Origin of the sequence: Gilliamella apicola (assembly GCF_000599985.1) — a bacterium.
Taxonomy (GTDB): Bacteria; Pseudomonadota; Gammaproteobacteria; order Enterobacterales; family Orbaceae; genus Gilliamella; species Gilliamella apicola.
The window spans coordinates 1711334-1730105 of record NZ_CP007445.1 but is presented as its reverse complement, the minus strand read 5'-3'; the positions used below and the strand labels follow the sequence as shown (position 1 = coordinate 1730105).

The window sequence follows — 18772 nt, the reverse complement described above, 5'->3', positions numbered from 1 at the left end:
TATTAAACAAGCATAGTAAATAGTCAAAACATTTAGCTATAATATTGTTGATAAAAACAAAATTAATAGTAAAGCATAATTGCTTGTTTTACCGTTAATTGTGATTTTACAAAATGTGAGTTTATTATGACAAAAATATATAGATTAGGATTGGATGTTGGTTCTACAACTGCAAAATGTGTTGTGCTTGATGAGTATGATAATTTTGTTTATACCAATTATGTACGTCATAATACCCATATTGTTGCAACTGTACTTGAATTACTTAATGAAATCAAACAAAAACTAGGAAATGGTATTCATTTGTCGGTAAAAGTAACAGGTTCTGCTGGAATGGGTATTTCAGAAAAAGCCAATATTGCTTTTATACAAGAGGTTGTAGCAGCCTCCGAAGTCGTGCAACGCAAGTATCCCCAAGTGCGAACTTTGATCGATATTGGCGGTGAAGATAGTAAAATGATTTTCTTTTTTCCTGATCGCCCGCCTGATATTCGAATGAATGGCAGCTGTGCAGGAGGTACAGGAGCATTTATTGATCAAATGGCAACCTTGCTTAATATTCCGATTCAACAATTTGATCAACTTGCTCAAAATCATAACCAAATTTTTCCTATTGCTTCTCGTTGTGGAGTATTTGCCAAAACCGATGTTCAAAATCTAATTAGTCGTAACGTTTCCAAAGAAAATATTGCTTATTCTGTTTTACACGCTGTTTGTATTCAGCTAGTTAATACTTTAGCTCGCGGCTACGATATTGTACCGAAAGTCATGTTAATTGGCGGGCCGTTTTCTTTTATCCCTACATTAGGTAAAGCGGCTTTAGAAACATTAAAATTAGCAGATGACCAAATCGTTAAAACAGAACATCCGACATTATTATCAGCATGGGGAGCTGCAATCCATCTTATTGAGCGAACGGATCTTTCACTTGATGATTTTATTAATCGATTAAATACTTCAACTAAAATTATAGCTAATCAATCTTTTCGACTAAAACCACTATTCAATGAATCATTATCTTTTAATGCTTGGAAAAAACAACGTAAATATATTCAAATTCCTCGTTTAAATTTAGCCGATTATCAGAAAAAATACGCTTTTTTAGGCATTGATAGTGGTTCAACAACGACTAAAATTACACTCATAAGTGAAGATAACGAGCTTCTTTTTACTCATTATGCACCAAATAATGGTCACTCTATTAGTGCTTTGATTAAAGGGTTAACCCTTTTAAAAAATGAAATTGCCACATCAGGTAAACAAATTGTGATTGCTCGCACTGGTGTAACAGGCTATGGCGAAGAACTTTTAAAAGCCGCATTCGCTTTTGATGATGGATTGGTTGAAACTATGGCGCATTTTGCTGCGGCTAAACATATTGATCCTGAAGTTAGTTTTGTGATGGATATTGGTGGACAAGATATGAAAGCCATCTTTATCGCTAATGGCGTTGTCAATCATATTGAGCTTAATGAAGCATGTTCATCAGGTTGTGGATCTTTTATTGAAACTTTTGCTAAATCACTCAATTCCAATACGATTGATTTTGCTGATGCGGCATGTAACTCGTCCAATCCTTGTGATTTAGGCACACGTTGCACGGTTTTTATGAACTCAAAAGTTAAACAAGCTTTGCGTGAGAATGCTACCATGGGAGATATCTCCGCAGGACTAGCCTTTTCGGTAATTAAAAATGCCATTCATAAAGTCCTAAAACTCCATGATATGAGTAAGTTAGGCAATCATATAGTGGTACAAGGTGGAACTTTCAAAAACCCAGCGGTATTTAGGGCATTAGAACAATTAACAGGAGCACAAATTACCAGCTCTAATATTCCTGAGTTGATGGGAGCTTATGGAAGTGCTTTAGTTGCAAAAAATCATTACCAACAAAATCCTGTATTATCGCAGTTCATTGGTTTAGATCAGCTTCAAAAAGCTGAAGATAACAAAGCTAAACCTTCACGTTGTAAAGGGTGTGAAAATAAATGCGATATTATGATTTATCGTTTTGCGAATGGACAACGTTATTATTCAGGGAATAAATGTGAAAGATTCTTAAGCAATAATCAATACAAAGACAACAGTTCATTTAATATGCTCGATTACAAAAACGAACTGTTATTTGAACGCGCTAAAACCTCCAATCCTAATGCAAAAATCAATATTGGTATTCCAAGAGTATTAGGGCAGTATGAAAATTTTCCATTTTGGCACACATTATTAACGCAAAGTGGTATTAATGTCATACTTTCACCTTATTCAACTCAGGCTATTTATGAAAAGGGTGCAGGTACGGTAATGTCTGATAGTATTTGCTTTCCTGCCAAGTTAGTGCATGGGCATATAATGGAACTTATTGAGCAAAAAGTAGATCGTATCTTTATGCCAATGGTCGTGTTTGAGTCGGCGCAATTTGATAATTCGGTTAACAATTACAATTGTCCAATAGTAAGTAGTTATGCTGAAGTTGTGCACAGTGCGATTAATCCCGAAATCAAATATAATTTACCGCTTGATTATCCTGTTATCAACTTCACTGATATTCAATTACTGAAAAAAGGTTGTATTAATTATTTAAAATCATTAGGTATTACCAAAAATGTGGCGGAAAAGGCCTTTTCCAATGCATTGATAGCTCAATCAGAATATAAAAAATCACTTTACAATAAAGCGGTCGAAATAGTAAACAATGCTAAGCAAACAGGTCGTTATGTGTTTATTTTAGGAGGACGGCCTTATCATAGCGATAGCCTAATTAATCATAAAACACCTGAAATTTTAAACGCGTTAGGTTGTGATGTAATTACTGAAGATTCAGTATTAGGTGCCATTAATCAATTATCTCCAGAATTGCAAATTTGTTCACAATGGAGTTATCCAAATCGTCTATATGCTGCGGCTTCTTTTGTTGCTGAGCAGCCTAATAATGTGCAATTTGTTCAACTCAACTCATTCGGCTGTGGTCCTGATGCAATTGTTACTGACGAATGTAAAGCAATATTAGAATCAAAAGGCAAAACTTGTACGGTGATTCGTGTTGATGAAATTACTGCAACAGGATCGGTCAGATTACGATTACGTTCTATTATTGAATCGATGCGAATGAATCAACAACAACCATTAAAAATAGTTGAACGTAAAAAAACGGCTATTTTTAGTAAACAAGATAAACAACGTCGGACAATTTTAGCGCCGTTTATTTCTGATTTCTATTCACCTTTATTACCTCCTATTTTTGCTTTATCGGGTTACAAACTTGAAACTTTGCCCAAACCTGATAAAAATTCAGTTGAATGGGGATTAAAATATTGTAATAACGAAATTTGCTATCCCGCGACCATTATTGTTGGTGATATTGTTAAGGCGTTACGTTCTGGTAAATACAATCGTGATGAAGTCGCGGTAGGTATTACTCAGACGGGAGGACAGTGTAGAGCAAGTAGTTATTTGTCATTAATTAAAAAAGCGATGATAAATAATGGTTTTGATGATATTCCAATTATTTCACTTAGTACGGGCAATATGAATCAAGATGAACAACCTGGATTTAAAATCAATTGGCTCAAAACATTGCCTATTAGCTTTTTTTCTGTATTGTTTGCTGATTCACTATCCAAAATGTACTATGCCATAGCGCCAAGGGCAAAAGTAAAACAGCAAGCCAATCAACTCAAAGAACTCTATACACGAAAATTACAACAGTTGATTAACCAAAAGAAAGGACAAGGCGCCATATTCACGTTGTTAGCCGATGCGGTTCAACATTTTAATCAGATCGAAGTTGTAAATAAAGATTGTCCTCAAATTGGTATTGTTGGAGAAATTTACGTCAAGTATAACAATTTTGGTAATCAACATAGTGTTGAGTGGTTAATTGAGCAGGGTATCGAGCCAGTCATTCCGCCTATGATTGAATTTTTTGCACAAATGTTTGTTAATTTTGACAGTAATGTAGATAATTATTTGGTATCAAAAAGCTATAAATCTTATTTAATGCATTTTTTCGAAAAAATAGCACAACGATACGTCGATAAAACTAATAAAATTTTATCGACCTTCAAATATTATCAACCATTCCATAATATTCGCGATATTTCTAAAAAAGCTCAGCAGATCCTTAATTTATCCAATCAATTTGGTGAAGGTTGGTTGATACCAGCTGGCATCATGACTTTTGCTGAATATGGAATTAACAATGTAATTAGCTTGCAACCATTTGGTTGTATTGCCAATCATGTAGTATCAAAGGGTGTTGAAAAGCGTATGCGCGATCTTAATCCTAAACTTAATTTATTGTATTTAGATTTTGATGATGGCGCAGGGGAAGTAAATGTGCTTAACCGTTTGCATTTCATGGTGAGTTCATTAAAGTATTCACAGCTACAACGGATTGTGTAATAACAAAACAACCGCTAAGTTAAATTTAATTAAATTAACTTAGCGATAGATTAATTTTTTAGGATCGATTGTGATATCAATTTACCAATTAAAACCAAAATTTCAATCCCTACTGCGCCCATGTGCAAATAGGCTCAATAATGCCAATATAACAGCTAACCAAGTAACAATATCGGCTTGTTTGGGATCGATTTTTGTGTCTTTTATTGTCGGTTTATTTTCGTCTTATCAATGGATTTTTTGTGTCATTCCTATCTGGATGTTGATTCGTATGGCACTCAATGCCATTGATGGTATGTTAGCGCGCGAATTTCAACAAAAAACAGATTTAGGCGCTTATTTAAATGAAATTGGTGATGTTATTTCCGATATTGCGTTATTATTAGTTTTCATGCAGCTTGATAATGTTAGTAACAATTTAGTTATTTTAGTTGTTTTACTCTCTTTTTTATCCGAATACGCTGGCGTTTTAGGTCTGATGGTTGGTTCGTCAAGGCGCTACGATGGGCCAATGGGCAAAAGTGATCGCGCTTTTGTCTTTGGGGCGATCAGTTTAGGCATTGGAATTTATCAATTGCCGTTAGATTGCATTAATCCAATATTGTGGATGATCAGTTTTCTACTAATTTATACTGTGATTAATCGTATTCGAAAAGGCCTAGAGAAAGCACAAAAATAAAAAGGTTAACAAAATGCGTACTCTTCAACAAAAAACTTTCACAAGTCACGATGGTTGTAAATTATTTTATCGTTATTGGCCAGCTGTTAACAGTAATGATGGACTTTCATCCCAAGGAATTGTGCTTTTTCATCGTGGGCATGAACACTCCGGTCGTGTTGAACATCTTGCGGATGAATTGAATCTACCCGATTATCAGATATTTGCTTGGGATGCTAGAGGCAATGGTTTATCGGAAGGAACGCGAGGTGATGCGCCTAATTTTGCGACGTTAATTAAAGATGCTAATTGTTTTATTGAACATATATCGCAAGAATATCATCTAAAACACCAAGATATTGCTGTTATTGCACAAAGTGTTGGCGCTGTAATTGCTACTGCATGGGTACATGATTATGTGCCAAATATTCGAGCGTTGGTGTTGGGTGCTCCCGCATTTGATGTCAAACTTTATGTGCCATTCGCTGTCCCTGGATTGAAATTACTATACAACCTAAAAGGCAATTTTTTTGTTAATAGCTATGTAAAACCTAATTTATTAACTCATGATACTCAGCGAGCGAAGTTATTTACACAAGATCCGTTAATTACTAGACAAATATCAGTTAGATTACTTTTAGATCTCTATACCGTATCTGACCGAATTATTAAGGATGCTAATGCAATTACCGTTCCGACCCAAATACTTGTTTCGGGAGCTGATTATGTGGTAAGACATAAACCACAAAAAAGATTTTATGAAAATTTGGGTACTCAACAAAAAGAATTCCATATTCTACCAAATTTCTATCATGATACTTTTGGTGAAAAAGATCGCCAAATAGCTATCGACAGAGCAAGACGATTTATTATTGGCTGTTTTGCTAATAAACCTTGTCAGCCATCACTCGTTAATGCTGATCTTGTAGGCTATACTAGGCAAGAAAAAGATTCTTTAGCATTACCGCCATCAGGTTGGGTTAAACCATTATATTGGTGGTTTATTAAAGCTAATTTAAAATATGCGAGTAAAATGTCAAATGGCATTAAACTTGGTTTCGATACTGGTTTTGATTCAGGTAGTACCTTAGATTATATCTACCGTAATGAACCATCAGGAAGCTCTAAACTAGGACAATTTTTTGATTATATTTATTTGCAATCCATTGGCTGGCGAGGCATTCGTCAACGCAAAATTCATCTTGAAGAAGTCTTAAAACAAGCAATTACTCAATTACAACAACAAAACAAAGCTGTAAACATTGTTGATATTGCGGCTGGTCATGGTCGTTATATTCTTGAAACTATTAATCAAATACCTAATAAACCTGATTCGGTGTTATTGCGAGATTACAGTGATATTAATATTCATGATGGTCAGAAATTAATCGATGAACTTGGTTTAACTGACCTTGTCCGTTTTGAAAAAGGAGACGCATTTAATCGGCAACAATTAGCAGAATTAGTACCTCAACCAACATTAGCTGTAGTTTCAGGACTTTATGAGTTATTCGATGATAATGCATTATTGCGTGAGTCTCTCTCTGGTTTAGCGGATGTTATACCCGAAGGAGGATATTTAATTTATACCAATCAACCTTGGCATCCTCAATTAGAGTTTATTGCTCGTGCTTTGACATCGCATCGTGATGGGCAACCATGGGTTATGCGCAGACGTACTCAATTGGAAATGGATCAATTAGTTGCTACCTCAGGTTTTAAAAAGGTGAAAATGTATATCGATCAATGGGGTATTTTTACGGTATCACTGGCGCAAAGAATCAAATAGTTGTTGGTAATATGCAAAAATTAAAATTTGAAAGGTTAATCTATTATAAACTTATTTTATTAGCAGGATTATCAATATTCTTTTTCACCAGTTATAACTTAACTAATTGGTATACTGCAAATCTTTCAGACGTCGGGAGTCTATTTTTCAGTTGGGAATCTTTGATTCCATTATGGCCTTGGACAATTGTGCCTTATTGGTCCATTGATTTAATGTATGGTTTAGCCATTTTATTGGCGACTTCTAAACAATCACTTAAAATTTTATGTTTAAGACTCTTTTCGGCACAAATTATTTGTATCACTTGTTTTTTAATTTTCCCTCTAAAATTTAGCTTTGAACGCCCCAATCTTGATGGTTTTCTCGGCTTATGGTTTGATGTTCTAATGGGTTTTGATAAACCCTTTAATCAGGCACCTTCTTTACACATTACTTTACTGGTAATCTTATGGCAGTTTTATAACTGTTATTTTCAATCAAAATTTAATCAATTGCTGTTACATGTCTGGTGTTTCTTAATTGCATTATCTGTTTTAACAACATGGCAACATCATTTTTTTGACGTTCCAACTGGATTATGGGCAGGCTGTTTTTGTATTTGGTTATGGCCTGAAAATGGAATGACTCCTTTAAAAAGTAAATCATACGCTAAGCAATATACTTGGAGTGGTATTTACTTCTTACTATTTTTATTATCATTAATTTTAGCTATATATATTGGTGGAATTGGGCTTTGGCTATTGTGGTTAGCGGGAGCTTTTGTGTTAGTATCTGCCAATTACTTGGTATTTGGTGCAACAGGTTTTCAAAAACAAGCGAATGGTCATTTTCCCTTCGCGATAACGATTTTATACCTACCTTATTTTGCAATTATGTGGCTCAATTCTCGTTTATGGACTTTAAAAAACAAACCTGCCGATTTTATTATGGACAGTGTTTATTTAGGGCGAATTGCTTCTCATAACACTTTACAAACTAAACGTATTGTTTCGATCGTCGATCTTTGTGCGGAATTACCTATTGGACAATTTAATGGTCATTACAGTTTGATTCCGATACTTGATATGACACCTCTGTCCATTAAGCAATGTCAACTTGCAGCCGAAACTATCGATCAATTTCAAAAACAAGGTTCAGTTTTGGTATGTTGTGCATTAGGTTATTCACGAAGTGCAACAGCCGTAATAGCCTGGTTACTATTGACCAAAAGAGCGGCTAATGTGGAAGATGCAATAACCAAAGTGAAAACTGCTCGTTGTTCGGTAGTTATCTCTTCTAAGCAAAAAGCCTTGTTAATCAATTGGTTTAATAGGATTTCAAAAGAGAATAGCGATGGTAAATGCAAATAAAACTAAATTAACTAAAGATATCAATCAAACAACCTTAGTAACATTTAGTAATATACTCATTATAAGTCAACGATTAGAGGTTTTTTCGCGATCACTCACTCTAATCGCCTTTTTTGTCGGTTTAATAGCCGGTTGGTGCTTAAATTCTATTTTTTTGACAAACTGCAGTTTAATGATTTTTTTGAGTGGATTATTTAGTCAATATTATGCTCTACGCATTGCCTTTGATAAAAAATTATTTGATTATTTAGCGACTAAACATGATCAGTTACCTAAGGTTTTAAATGAACTTGATGATGCCTTATTGCAATTAAATTTAATCAAATCGAAACAACAACCACTGCGATCAATCGAAGATCGTCAAAAAGGGACATTGAAATTATTCAAAAAACAGATTGTTCTAATTAGTATACAATTGATTTTATCTATAGCGACAGTTATTTGGGGTATTTCAATTTAACTTTCTGATGAATTTAATATTTTTAAGACCATCATATGGATGGTAACAAACAATATGGAGGGAGACATGTCTAGTTATCAACGCGATACTTTATTATTGTTTGTTGGCATTGGCGTATTGTTAGTCGTGGCAACTGCGATTGGTTGGTGCTTGAAACGTCGTTCAAAAAGTCCAAATAGTGTTATTGATAATTTAAACACACGCATTAATGCTTGGTGGGTAATGGTAGCCATTATTGGCGTCGCCTTTTTATTGGGAAAATTAGCTGTAATTTTTCTCTTTTTTATTGTATCGGGCATTGCTCTGCGTGAGTTCCTGACATTAACACCCATTACTCGTTATGATTATTGGGCTTTGCTCTTTGCTTATTTAATTGCTTTACCACTGCAATATATATTAGTTGCCATGTCATGGTATGGGCTATTTAGTATCTTTATTCCTGTCTATGGGTTTTTATTTTTAGCTATTTTGGCGGCAATTACTGGATCGACCCATAATTTTTTAGCCAGAACAGCAGAAGTGCAGTGGGGATTGATGATCACGGTCTACAGTATATCTTGCGTACCTGCATTGCTTACTTTACCTATTGATTACTACCAAGACCGCAATTTATTATTGATTGCTTTTCTAATATTCGTTGTTGAATTATCAGATGTCTTACAGTATGTATTTGGTAAATTGTTTGGTAAACATCCGATTAGTCCTAATTTATCACCCTCAAAAACCATTGAAGGATTTATTGGCGGTGTCTTTTCGGCTAGTTTAGTAGGCGCATGCTTATGGTGGATAACACCTTTTAGCTTTATTCAAGCTGGATTAATTTCACTCATGATTACCTTACTCGGATTTCTAGGTGGATTAGTTATGTCGGCAATTAAACGAGATAAAGGAGTAAAGGATTGGGGTAAGCTTATTGATGGGCATGGCGGTGTGCTTGATCGTTTAGATTCTGTCTGTTTTGCTGCACCTATTTTTTTTCATATTGTGCGATATTATTGGGTCTAATTTTAAATTAGGCTATGAAAACCACAACGATAGTATAAATTGTAAAAAATTTGCATATAAAAAAGAGCAAAAAAATTTAATTTATGATATAAATACATAAATGTATTAACTTAAGATATAAAGAAGGACAATAATATGTTAAAAGAGCAAATGGTAGTAAAAAATTCAACTGGATTACACGCACGCCCAGTGACAACACTTGTAAAACTAGCAGGTCGTTATAAATCAACAATTGAACTTGTTTACAATGACAAAGCGATTAAAATGAAAAGTATGATGGGCTTATTAGGCGCAGGTGTTAAAGGTGGCTCAACTGTTGAAATCATTTGTGATGGTGAAGACGAACAAGCTGCAATGGATGAAATCCGTGAATTATTTGCTTCTGGTTTCGGTGAGTAATTAATTGATAAATTAATTAAAAACCAACATCAAAAAATTCAATATTCCGTCGACTTAAGTCGACGGAATTGTTATAAAAGGGCATTAACTAAATACTTTCAAGTAGACCTATTTTAAAAGATTAACTTAATCTTTAATGATTGAATTCAATTCATGATGATCAATCGATGGTAGTAACTTGGTAAAACCTTTGGTTAAGTAGACTAAATAACAGAATCCAACTGCCAACCAAACTAAGCCAACAATCATCGCAGTCTCATCGAGGCTGGTCCATAGCCATAACGAAAGTAAAACACCAATCGCTGGTAACACACCATATTTAAATAAAACTTTTGCTGTTTTCGTTTTGATATCCCATAGATAACTTTTAATTACACATAAATTAACAAATGTGAAAGCAACTAAAGCACCAAAGCTAATCATTGAAACAACTAAACTAAGATCTAATACTAATGATAACAATGAAAAACAAGCTACAAACAATATTGATAAGTAAGGTGTTCTAAAACGAGGATGGATTTTAAAGAAAATCTGTTTAGGTAACACACCTTCACGACCCATTGCATAAAATATTCTTGATACACTGGTTTGCGCTGTCATTGCTGATGCAAAAACACCCGTTAAATAAGCAGATTGGAAAAAGTTATACATAAAATCATTTCCATACTTACCAAGTATCTCTTTTAAATTACTTATGGAGTCTACTTTACGCATTACATCCAAGCTAGCGGTATCTTTGTTAGAAACAAAATCTGTCCAGTTAGGATAGGCTAAATGAGCACTATACGAAACAACTAAGAATATACTTCCTGCAATAAGAACCGTCCATATAATGGCTCTTGGTAATGATTTTTGGGCATCATTTGATTCTTCTGCCAGTGTCGCGATAGCATCAAAACCCAAAAAGGCAAGACATAATATTGCGGCGCCAGACATTAATCCGCTAAAATCACCTGCATTAACAGCCAAAGGTTTTATCATTGCTTCTGGTGTTAAGCTTACATTGGTTAAAGTTAAGAAAATAAATAATCCAATAAAAAACATTTGAACAATAATTAAAGTAAAGTTCACTGAATTTATTAATTTAATTCCTAAGTAATTTAAGAAGCTAACACTACATAATGAACCAAGTACAAATACATAAGCAGGAATGCTTGGGAAAGCTTCATTAAGATAGATACCCAAAACCAAATAATTTAATATTGGTAAAAATAGGTAATCAAGAATTTGCGCCCATCCCACTAAAAAACCAATTCTTCCACCAAATGTATGTTGTACATACGAATAGGCAGAACCAGCAATAGGTAGTTTATTTGCCATACGACAATAACTTAATGCTGTAAAAAAGATCATTGCTAGGGTGATAACATAGGCTATAGGTAAGTGTCCATTACTGGCAACGGTAACTTCCCCATAAGTGGTAAAGATCCCTAAAGGAACCATATAAGCTAAACCAAATGCAATTAATGCAGGTGTGGTTAAAACTCGTTTCATTTTTATTGCGGACATGACTAATTTTGCTCCTCTGTCCCAAAAAACAATAAAAAACTACTAAGTATAGTTTTGCCTTTTTACCCGCTGAAAGCGGCAGGGAATTCTCCCACATTATTATAATTATGCAAGCTAATTTTTAGCTTATTAACATATAACTGTGTAATTTTTAATCTTGATATTTTGTATAGAAGTACTTTTGGTCATATCAGCAAAAATGTTACATTAATAAAATTAAACCAACAGATACAAATTTTGTGATCCATGTCTAATTATTTCTTTGTTTAAAGAGATGTCAGTATATGTAAAACACGTTATATTTATAATGATTTGTCAATAATTTAGTCTTTAAATACTTATTAATAAAAGGATATATTTATGACCTCAATTCCCGTTGTACCTGTTGAATTAACTAATGATGTTCTAAAACAAAAATCATCGATTATTCGATTAATGGCTCAAAACAGTCAAAATTATTTAACTGATGTTGAAAAATTTGTTGCTGATGTTATGGCACATGAGCAAGAAATGGATACTGATGTGTTACCTGATATTGCATTACCCCATGCTAAAAGTGATGGCGTAAGAACTCCATTTATTGCAGTTAGCAAATATAGTGATGGTATTATTTGGAACAATAATAATAAAGTTAAATTAATTGTAATGATTGGAGCTCAAGAAAATGCTGATAAAGAACATTTGACCATTATTGCTAAATTAGCAGCTAATCTTGCTGATGATGATTTTATTGCTCAATTGTTAAATAGTGATATTCAAACCATTGCTCATAAGGTTAGAGGTATTTATGAATAATAAGAAAATTGTAGCCATTTGCGCCTGTACAGCAGGGATGGCGCATACCTATATTGCAAAACAAAAAATTGAAAATGAAGCTAAAAAACGCGGTTGGGATTGCAAAGTTGAAACACAAGGTGCAGCAGGTATTGAAAATGTTTTAACTGAAGACGATCTTAAAACTGCCGATGCCATTGTATTGGCAACTGATATAACTATAGAAAATGCCGAACGACTTGAACCTTTTAAAAATATTATCAAAGTCAGTACAGGTGAAGCTGTCAAAAATACCGCCAATATTTTCAATAATGCAGAGCAAATGTCGACCAAAATAGTCAAAGATAATATTGGTATAGAAATTTTTAGAGCTTTAAATACGGGAATTAGCAAATTTTTACCTGTCATTATTGCATCAGGGATTCTCTTTTCAATTGTGTTAATGACAGGGGATGTTACTAATAATACCATTTTACCAAGCAATCAATTCTTTGCCGACCTTCAACAAGTTGCTTTCTATGGATTTGCAATGATGGTACCGGTTTTAGCTGCATATATGGCCTATTCAATTGGAGGTAACGCAGCACTTGCTCCAGCTTTCATTATGGGGTATGTCGTTAATAATCCAATTGGCGTCAATAACGTTAGCACTGGATTTATCGGTGCTATGATTTTTGGGATTTTAATTGGTTATTTTGTTAAATGGTTTAAAACAATTAAAGTGCATCCCGTTATTGCTTCAGTAATGCCTGTTATGATCATTCCAACGGTAACACTATTAGTAATGGCGCCAATTTATATTTATGGTTTATCTTACCCACTCGATTGGTTTGTAAAAGCCATGGTTGAAACCTTAAAAGGCATGTCACAAGTCAATGCGGCATTTTTAGGGATTGGTATTGGGGTATTGGCAGCTTTAGATATGGGTGGGCCATGTAGTAAAGCCGCAACAGCGTTTACTTTAGCGGCAATGGCTGAAAATGTTTATGGCCCTAATGGGGTTTTCCGTATGTGCTGTGCTATCCCTCCTTTAGGACTAGCTATTTCTTCATTAATTGTTTCTCGATCAAAATACAGTAAAGAAGAAAAAGAGTTTGGTATTACGGCGTTTTTCTTATCATTAGCAGGTATTACCGAAGGCGCTATTCCATTTGCAGCCAAAGATCCTAAACGGGTAATCATTGCTATAGTTGTTGGTACCGCAATAGCAGGTATGTTGGGCATGATCAACGGTATAGACTCATTAGTTGCTTTTGGAGGACTTGTTGCTTTAGGTGGGGTAACAAAAGGTGCAATGTGGTACGTCATTGATATGTTTATTGGTGCATTTATTATCGCTGCGATTTTACACTTTACTAAGAAAGTTCCAGTAGAAACGGAGCAAGTCATTGAGACTGAATCATAAAATGAGTTACACCGCCAATTATGGCGGTGTAACAATTTATTAATCCATTTATAAAGATTTATCTTGTTGATAGACTATTTTACCGCCAACAATCGTTGTCAATACTTTCACATTTTCTATATCCGTCGCGGCAATTGTAAATGGATTGCGATCTAAAATGATAAGATCAGCAAATTTACCTTTTTCAATCGAACCAATATATTCATCTTGATTCAATATATAAGCCGCACCAATGGTGGCACAACGTAATACCTCTTTAGCGGTTAAATTACGGTCGCTATTTAATCGTGGATGATCGCTATCTATTTGTCTGGTCATGGCAATTTGAAAATCATACCATTCATTTAATGGATCAATCGGCCAATCACTACCAAAAGCACAATGAACGCCTGCATCGATATACTGTCCATGGGCTTCTAAACCATGATAGCGTTCTTCACCAAAAAGAGTTTCATATTGTTCAACCATGGCTGAGCTGCATCCCGCCCATTGAAATGAAAAGACCACACCAGCATTTAACTTTTTGTATCTAGCAAATTGATGTGCAGCGCTTAGTTCATTGTGCGCTGTACTTGGACGAATATCGGCATCCGGTAACGCATTTCGCATCTTCTCAATTGCATTGAGAACAACTTCAATTGCACCTTCACCCACTGTATGCATATGAGGGTGGAAACCAGCTTTTGACGATTCTAAAATCAAGGCATCTAACATTTCGATGGAATAATAGAGATCGCCGTAACGATCTTTTTCATCGGCTAAATTATAAGGTTTAAGTAAACGAGCTGTCATCAACGGTTGTTGCATTACTCCATCAACGAATAACTTCACATGTGAAACTTTAATACCTGGTTTTGGTTGCCAATTTTTATCATCATAACGAGCAGCAAATTGCTTCACTTTATTGATTACGTTAGGGATATCTTCAATTGATGAAACATCATCAGGTGGAAGTTCACGAGCACCAAATAAGCGAATGGTCAATTGGTCTTGTTTTTGTAATTGTAAAAAAGCATCGGCTTGCGTTTCAGTGATTCGGGCATCCATAACCGCTGTAACGCCTTGTTTGTTTAATTCGGTTTGTGATAATTTAGCAACATGAATAGCTTGCTCATCGGTTAATTTAGATATACTATCAAAGGCACGCATGGCAGGAGCATCTTCTAAGATACCATTTAATTCGCCATCAGCGGAACGACCAATTTTACCATCGGTAGGTTCTGGTGTATTTCTATCTAAGCCAAATTTTTCTAATGCAATGCTATTGGCAACTAAGGTATGGCAGTCATTTGAAAAAAGAATTACTGGGCGCGATGTGTTAAGACGATCAAGATCGAAACGAGTAATATCTGTACCAACTGGAAGAATTTCTTGTCTTAGCCAACCGCGTACTTGCAGCCAATGATTATTGTGATTTACAGAATCTTTATCTAAGTATTGTTGTATAATTGCTAAAGTATCATCAATGGTTAAACTTTGATAATTTAAATTACATGAGGATAATTGCATTCCTCCCCAAAAAGTATGTAAGTGTGAATCGATGATCCCCGGCATCATGGTTTTGCCTTTTAGATCATAAATGGTCGTTTGGTTATCAATATAGTTCTGGTTATTTATTTCTTGTGTACTACCTGTTGCAATAATATAGCCATTTTTAATGGCGATAGCTTCACAAACAGTGTCTTGTTTGTCAGCGGTGTAAATATAGCCATTAACATAAATAACATCAGCTTTAGCCATTATAAGTGATTCCTCAAAATAAAGATCGAAATGAAAGTTGAACGATAGCAGATTTATAAAAAATTTGTCAAATGCAATAATTTTCTTTATTGTGTGAGAAGATTATGCTAAAACTACCCATTTAGTTACAGCGTCACAAGGTGAGCCAATGAAATATCAACAGTTAGAAAACCTTGAATGTGGTTGGAAATGGCACTATCTTGTAAAAAGGCATTTAGAGGGGGAGTTAATTACTCGTCATCTCGAAAAAAGTGCTGCACAACATGCCGTAAATGAATTATTACTATTAGAACATAATCCAAAAAAAGTTGTTAATTGGATTAATGAGCATTTAAATCCCGATTTAGATAATCGAATGAAGCAAACTATTCGGGCTAGACGAAAACGTCACTTTAATGCTGAACAACAAAATACACGAAAAAAATCCATTGATTTGGAATTTTTAGTTTGGCAACGGCTTGCTAATTTAGCAAAGCGCCGAGGCTGTACTTTGTCGCAAACCATTACACAACTTATTGAAGACGCTGAGCAAAAAGAACAATATGCAACAAAAGTATCGACAATTAAGGATGATTTACAGTCGCTTCTTAATGTGAAGCTTGACGATAACTAACTCAACTACAGGATAAATAAGGCTTAATTATGGGAAAATCCCTTGTTATTGTGGAATCACCAGCCAAAGCAAAAACGATTAATAAATATCTTGGCAAAGATTTCGTGGTTAAATCAAGTGTAGGACATATTCGTGACCTTCCAGTAAGTGGTAGTAGTCAACGTGCCGAAAAAACCACAAAAGACAAAGCTGAGAAAAAAGTTAAACGTTCTGAAAAACAGATTTTGGTCGATCGAATGAGTGTCGATCCTTATAATGGCTGGAAAGCGCATTACGAAATTTTACCCGGTAAAGAACGGGTTGTAGCTGAACTAAAAAAGCTTGCTAAAGATGCTGACATGATCTATCTCGCAACCGACTTGGATAGAGAAGGAGAAGCGATTGCCTGGCATCTAAAAGATGTAATCGGCGGTGAAGATAGTAAATATCGTCGTGTAGTATTTAACGAAATTACTAAAACCGCAATTAAAAATGCTTTCAATGAACCAGCCATGTTAGATATGGATCGCGTTAATGCTCAGCAAGCCCGTCGTTTTATGGATCGGGTTGTGGGCTTTATGCTATCACCTTTACTTTGGAAAAAAGTGGCAAGAGGACTTTCAGCTGGGCGTGTACAATCCGTTGCTGTTCGATTAGTGGTTGAACGTGAACGCGAAATTCATGCTTTTATTCCAGAAGAGTACTGGGATCTGTTTGCTGATCTTAATACTATCGATAATGATTTGTTAACAATGCAAGTTGTGCAGTATAAAGATGAAGCCTTTGAACCAAAAGATAAAGTTGCTATTGATATTGCCTTAGCTGAGTTAAATAAAAATCAATATCAAGTTATCAACATTGAAGAAAAACCAACGAAAAGTAATCCAACTGCACCGTTTATTACTTCAACCTTACAACAAGCTGCTAGCACGCGTTTAGGCTTTGGGGTTAAAAAAACAATGATGCTTGCGCAGCGTCTATATGAGGCGGGCTATATTACTTATATGCGTACTGACTCAACCAATTTAAGTCAAGATGCGTTAACTATGGTGCGAGATTACATTGGTCAGAATTTTGGTGAAAAATATTTACCTAAATCAGCAAATGTTTACAGCAGTAAAAAGAATTCCCAAGAGGCGCACGAGGCCATTCGTCCATCTGATGTGAACGTTATTGCCGATAATATTAGTGATGTGGAAGCGGATGCATGTAAATTATATCAATTAATTTGGCGTCAATTTGTTGCTTGTCAAATGACGTCGGCAGAATACAACTCAACGACTCTTACTGTAAAATCAGGTGATTTTACCTTAAAAGCTAAAGGACGTACGTTACGTTTCGATGGTTGGACTAAAGTGCAGCCTCAACTTTCTAAAAACAGTGAAGATAAAATATTACCTAAAGTTGCTGTTAACGACGAATTATCATTAATTAGCTTAAATCCAAATCAACACTTTACCAAACCACCTGCGCGTTATAACGAAGCGTCATTGGTGAAAGAACTTGAAAAACGAGAAATTGGTCGTCCATCAACCTATGCAACTATCATTTCAACTATTCAAGATCGTGGTTATGTGCGTTTGGATAATCGCCGTTTTTATGCGGAAAAAATCGGTGAAATTGTAACAGATAGATTAAACGAAAATTTCAATGATTTAATGAGTTACGATTTTACTGCGCGTATGGAACATGCTTTAGATGAAATCGCTCATAAAAAACAAGAATGGCGAGAAGTTCTTGACCAATTCTTTAGCGATTTTAGTGCCCATCTTGAAGTGGCAGAACAAGCACCAGATAAAGGCGGTATGCAACTTAATCCACTTGTATTAACACCTGAAATTAAATGTCCAAATTGTGGACGTGAAATGGGCATTAAAACCGCTGGAACAGGGGTGTTTTTAGCTTGTTCGGGTTATGCATTACCGCCTAAAGAACGCTGCAAGCAAACCATTAATCTTATTCCAGAACACGAAACATTAAATATTTTGGAAGAGGCCGAAACAGCTGAGACTGATGCTTTAAGAGCGCTTAAACGTTGTCCAAAATGTCATACTGCAATGGACAGTTATTTACTTGATAACGAACGCAAATTACATATTTGCGGTAACAATCCAATTTGTGATGGTTCTATAGTTGAAAAAGGTAACTTCAAGGTTAAAAGCTACGAAGGCCCAATTATTGAATGTGAAAAATGTGGATCAGAAATGCACTTAAAATCAGGGCGTTTTGGTTTATATATGGGATGTACTAACCAAGATTGTAAAAATACACGTAAAATCTTAAAAAATGGTGATGTTGCACCACCAAAAGAAGATCCCGTTGATTTACCAGAGCTACCGTGTAGTAAATCTGATGCTCATTTTGTTTTACGTGATGGTGCATCAGGTATCTTCTTGGCTGCTCATAACTTTCCAAAGTCGAGAGAAACGCGTGCACCATTGATTGAAGAGCTACAACGTTTTAAAGATCGCTTGCCAGAGAAATTTATTTATTTAACTCAAGCACCGAATAAAGATCCAGATGGAAATCCATCCATTGTACGTTTTAGTCGTAAAAGCAAACAGCAATATGTCACTTCCGAAGTTAATGGAAAATCGACTGGCTGGGTAATGCAATACATAGACGGCAAATGGATAAATAGTAAAAAGTAGGTAAGAACACCTGAAACTTTGTCAAAAAGTTTCAGGTTAT

At 35.0% G+C, this 18772-nt stretch carries 13 protein-coding genes; 11 read left to right on the top strand and 2 right to left on the bottom strand.

Going from position 1 to position 18772, the window contains the following annotated elements:
- The first annotated feature begins 126 nt into the window (after positions 1-126).
- The 7 genes from GAPWK_RS08005 to GAPWK_RS07975 all read left to right on the top strand — a co-directional run bounded on the left by GAPWK_RS08005 (position 127) and on the right by GAPWK_RS07975 (position 10061).
- Positions 127-4401 carry an acyl-CoA dehydratase activase-related protein gene (locus GAPWK_RS08005; RefSeq protein ID WP_025315718.1) on the top strand — a complete coding sequence of 1425 codons (4275 nt, stop codon included), beginning with the start codon at positions 127-129 and terminating at the stop codon, positions 4399-4401.
- A gap of 70 nt (positions 4402-4471) precedes the next feature.
- Positions 4472-5080: a CDP-alcohol phosphatidyltransferase family protein gene (locus tag GAPWK_RS08000; protein ID WP_038517387.1), complete on the top strand. Its 609-nt coding sequence runs from the start codon at positions 4472-4474 to the stop codon at positions 5078-5080.
- A gap of 13 nt (positions 5081-5093) precedes the next feature.
- Positions 5094-6848: a bifunctional alpha/beta hydrolase/class I SAM-dependent methyltransferase gene (locus GAPWK_RS07995; protein WP_025315717.1), complete on the top strand. Its 1755-nt coding sequence runs from the start codon at positions 5094-5096 to the stop codon at positions 6846-6848.
- Positions 6806-8197 carry a phosphatase PAP2/dual specificity phosphatase family protein gene (locus GAPWK_RS07990; RefSeq protein ID WP_202961634.1) on the top strand — a complete coding sequence of 464 codons (1392 nt, stop codon included), beginning with the start codon at positions 6806-6808 and terminating at the stop codon, positions 8195-8197. Before GAPWK_RS07995 ends, GAPWK_RS07990 begins: the two co-directional genes overlap by 43 nt.
- Positions 8181-8657 carry a hypothetical protein gene (locus GAPWK_RS07985; protein ID WP_025315715.1) on the top strand — a complete coding sequence of 159 codons (477 nt, stop codon included), beginning with the start codon at positions 8181-8183 and terminating at the stop codon, positions 8655-8657. The genes GAPWK_RS07990 and GAPWK_RS07985 overlap by 17 nt, the downstream gene beginning before the upstream one ends.
- 66 nt (positions 8658-8723) lie before the next feature.
- Positions 8724-9662 carry a phosphatidate cytidylyltransferase gene (locus GAPWK_RS07980; RefSeq protein WP_025315714.1) on the top strand — a complete coding sequence of 313 codons (939 nt, stop codon included), beginning with the start codon at positions 8724-8726 and terminating at the stop codon, positions 9660-9662.
- A gap of 135 nt (positions 9663-9797) precedes the next feature.
- On the top strand, positions 9798-10061 hold the full coding sequence (locus GAPWK_RS07975) for an HPr family phosphocarrier protein (protein ID WP_025315713.1): 264 nt from the start codon (positions 9798-9800) through the stop codon (positions 10059-10061).
- A gap of 126 nt (positions 10062-10187) precedes the next feature.
- Here the strand turns inward: GAPWK_RS07975 and GAPWK_RS07970 are convergent, their stop codons facing one another.
- On the bottom strand, positions 10188-11570 hold the full coding sequence (locus GAPWK_RS07970; protein ID WP_038517384.1) for an APC family permease: 1383 nt from the start codon (positions 11568-11570) through the stop codon (positions 10188-10190).
- A 360-nt stretch (positions 11571-11930) separates the two neighbouring features.
- On the opposite strand from GAPWK_RS07970, the gene GAPWK_RS07965 reads away from it, so the two are divergent.
- A complete protein-coding gene (locus GAPWK_RS07965) occupies positions 11931-12365 on the top strand; it encodes a PTS sugar transporter subunit IIA (protein ID WP_025315712.1) in 435 nt (144 codons plus the stop codon).
- Positions 12358-13749, top strand: a complete 1392-nt coding sequence (locus tag GAPWK_RS07960; RefSeq protein ID WP_038517381.1) for a PTS fructose transporter subunit IIC — start codon at positions 12358-12360, stop codon at positions 13747-13749. The genes GAPWK_RS07965 and GAPWK_RS07960 overlap by 8 nt, the downstream gene beginning before the upstream one ends.
- A gap of 48 nt (positions 13750-13797) precedes the next feature.
- On the opposite strand, the gene GAPWK_RS07955 is transcribed toward GAPWK_RS07960, so the two are convergent.
- Positions 13798-15489, bottom strand: coding sequence for an amidohydrolase (locus GAPWK_RS07955; protein ID WP_025315710.1), 1692 nt, complete (start codon positions 15487-15489; stop codon positions 13798-13800).
- Positions 15490-15637: 148 nt separating this feature from the next.
- Between GAPWK_RS07955 and matP the strand changes: the two genes are divergently transcribed.
- Together matP and topA are read left to right on the top strand one after the other, a co-directional pair.
- On the top strand, positions 15638-16102 hold the full coding sequence (gene matP / locus GAPWK_RS07950; protein WP_025315709.1) for a macrodomain Ter protein MatP: 465 nt from the start codon (positions 15638-15640) through the stop codon (positions 16100-16102).
- A gap of 29 nt (positions 16103-16131) precedes the next feature.
- Positions 16132-18732, top strand: a complete 2601-nt coding sequence (gene topA / locus GAPWK_RS07945) for a type I DNA topoisomerase (RefSeq protein ID WP_025315708.1) — start codon at positions 16132-16134, stop codon at positions 18730-18732.
- Positions 18733-18772 lie beyond the last annotated feature (40 nt).

Coding starts and splice junctions, on each gene's coding strand:
- GAPWK_RS07995 (WP_025315717.1), top strand. CDS start 5,094: ATGCGTACTCTTCAACAAAAAACTTTCACAAGTCACGATGGTTGTAAA.
- GAPWK_RS07980 (WP_025315714.1), top strand. CDS start 8,724: ATGTCTAGTTATCAACGCGATACTTTATTATTGTTTGTTGGCATTGGC.
- GAPWK_RS07985 (WP_025315715.1), top strand. CDS start 8,181: ATGGTAAATGCAAATAAAACTAAATTAACTAAAGATATCAATCAAACA.
- GAPWK_RS07975 (WP_025315713.1), top strand. CDS start 9,798: ATGTTAAAAGAGCAAATGGTAGTAAAAAATTCAACTGGATTACACGCA.
- GAPWK_RS07960 (WP_038517381.1), top strand. CDS start 12,358: ATGAATAATAAGAAAATTGTAGCCATTTGCGCCTGTACAGCAGGGATG.
- matP (WP_025315709.1), top strand. CDS start 15,638: ATGAAATATCAACAGTTAGAAAACCTTGAATGTGGTTGGAAATGGCAC.
- GAPWK_RS07990 (WP_202961634.1), top strand. CDS start 6,806: ATGGGGTATTTTTACGGTATCACTGGCGCAAAGAATCAAATAGTTGTT.
- GAPWK_RS07955 (WP_025315710.1), bottom strand. CDS start 15,489: ATGGCTAAAGCTGATGTTATTTATGTTAATGGCTATATTTACACCGCT.
- GAPWK_RS08005 (WP_025315718.1), top strand. CDS start 127: ATGACAAAAATATATAGATTAGGATTGGATGTTGGTTCTACAACTGCA.
- topA (WP_025315708.1), top strand. CDS start 16,132: ATGGGAAAATCCCTTGTTATTGTGGAATCACCAGCCAAAGCAAAAACG.
- GAPWK_RS07970 (WP_038517384.1), bottom strand. CDS start 11,570: ATGTCCGCAATAAAAATGAAACGAGTTTTAACCACACCTGCATTAATT.
- GAPWK_RS07965 (WP_025315712.1), top strand. CDS start 11,931: ATGACCTCAATTCCCGTTGTACCTGTTGAATTAACTAATGATGTTCTA.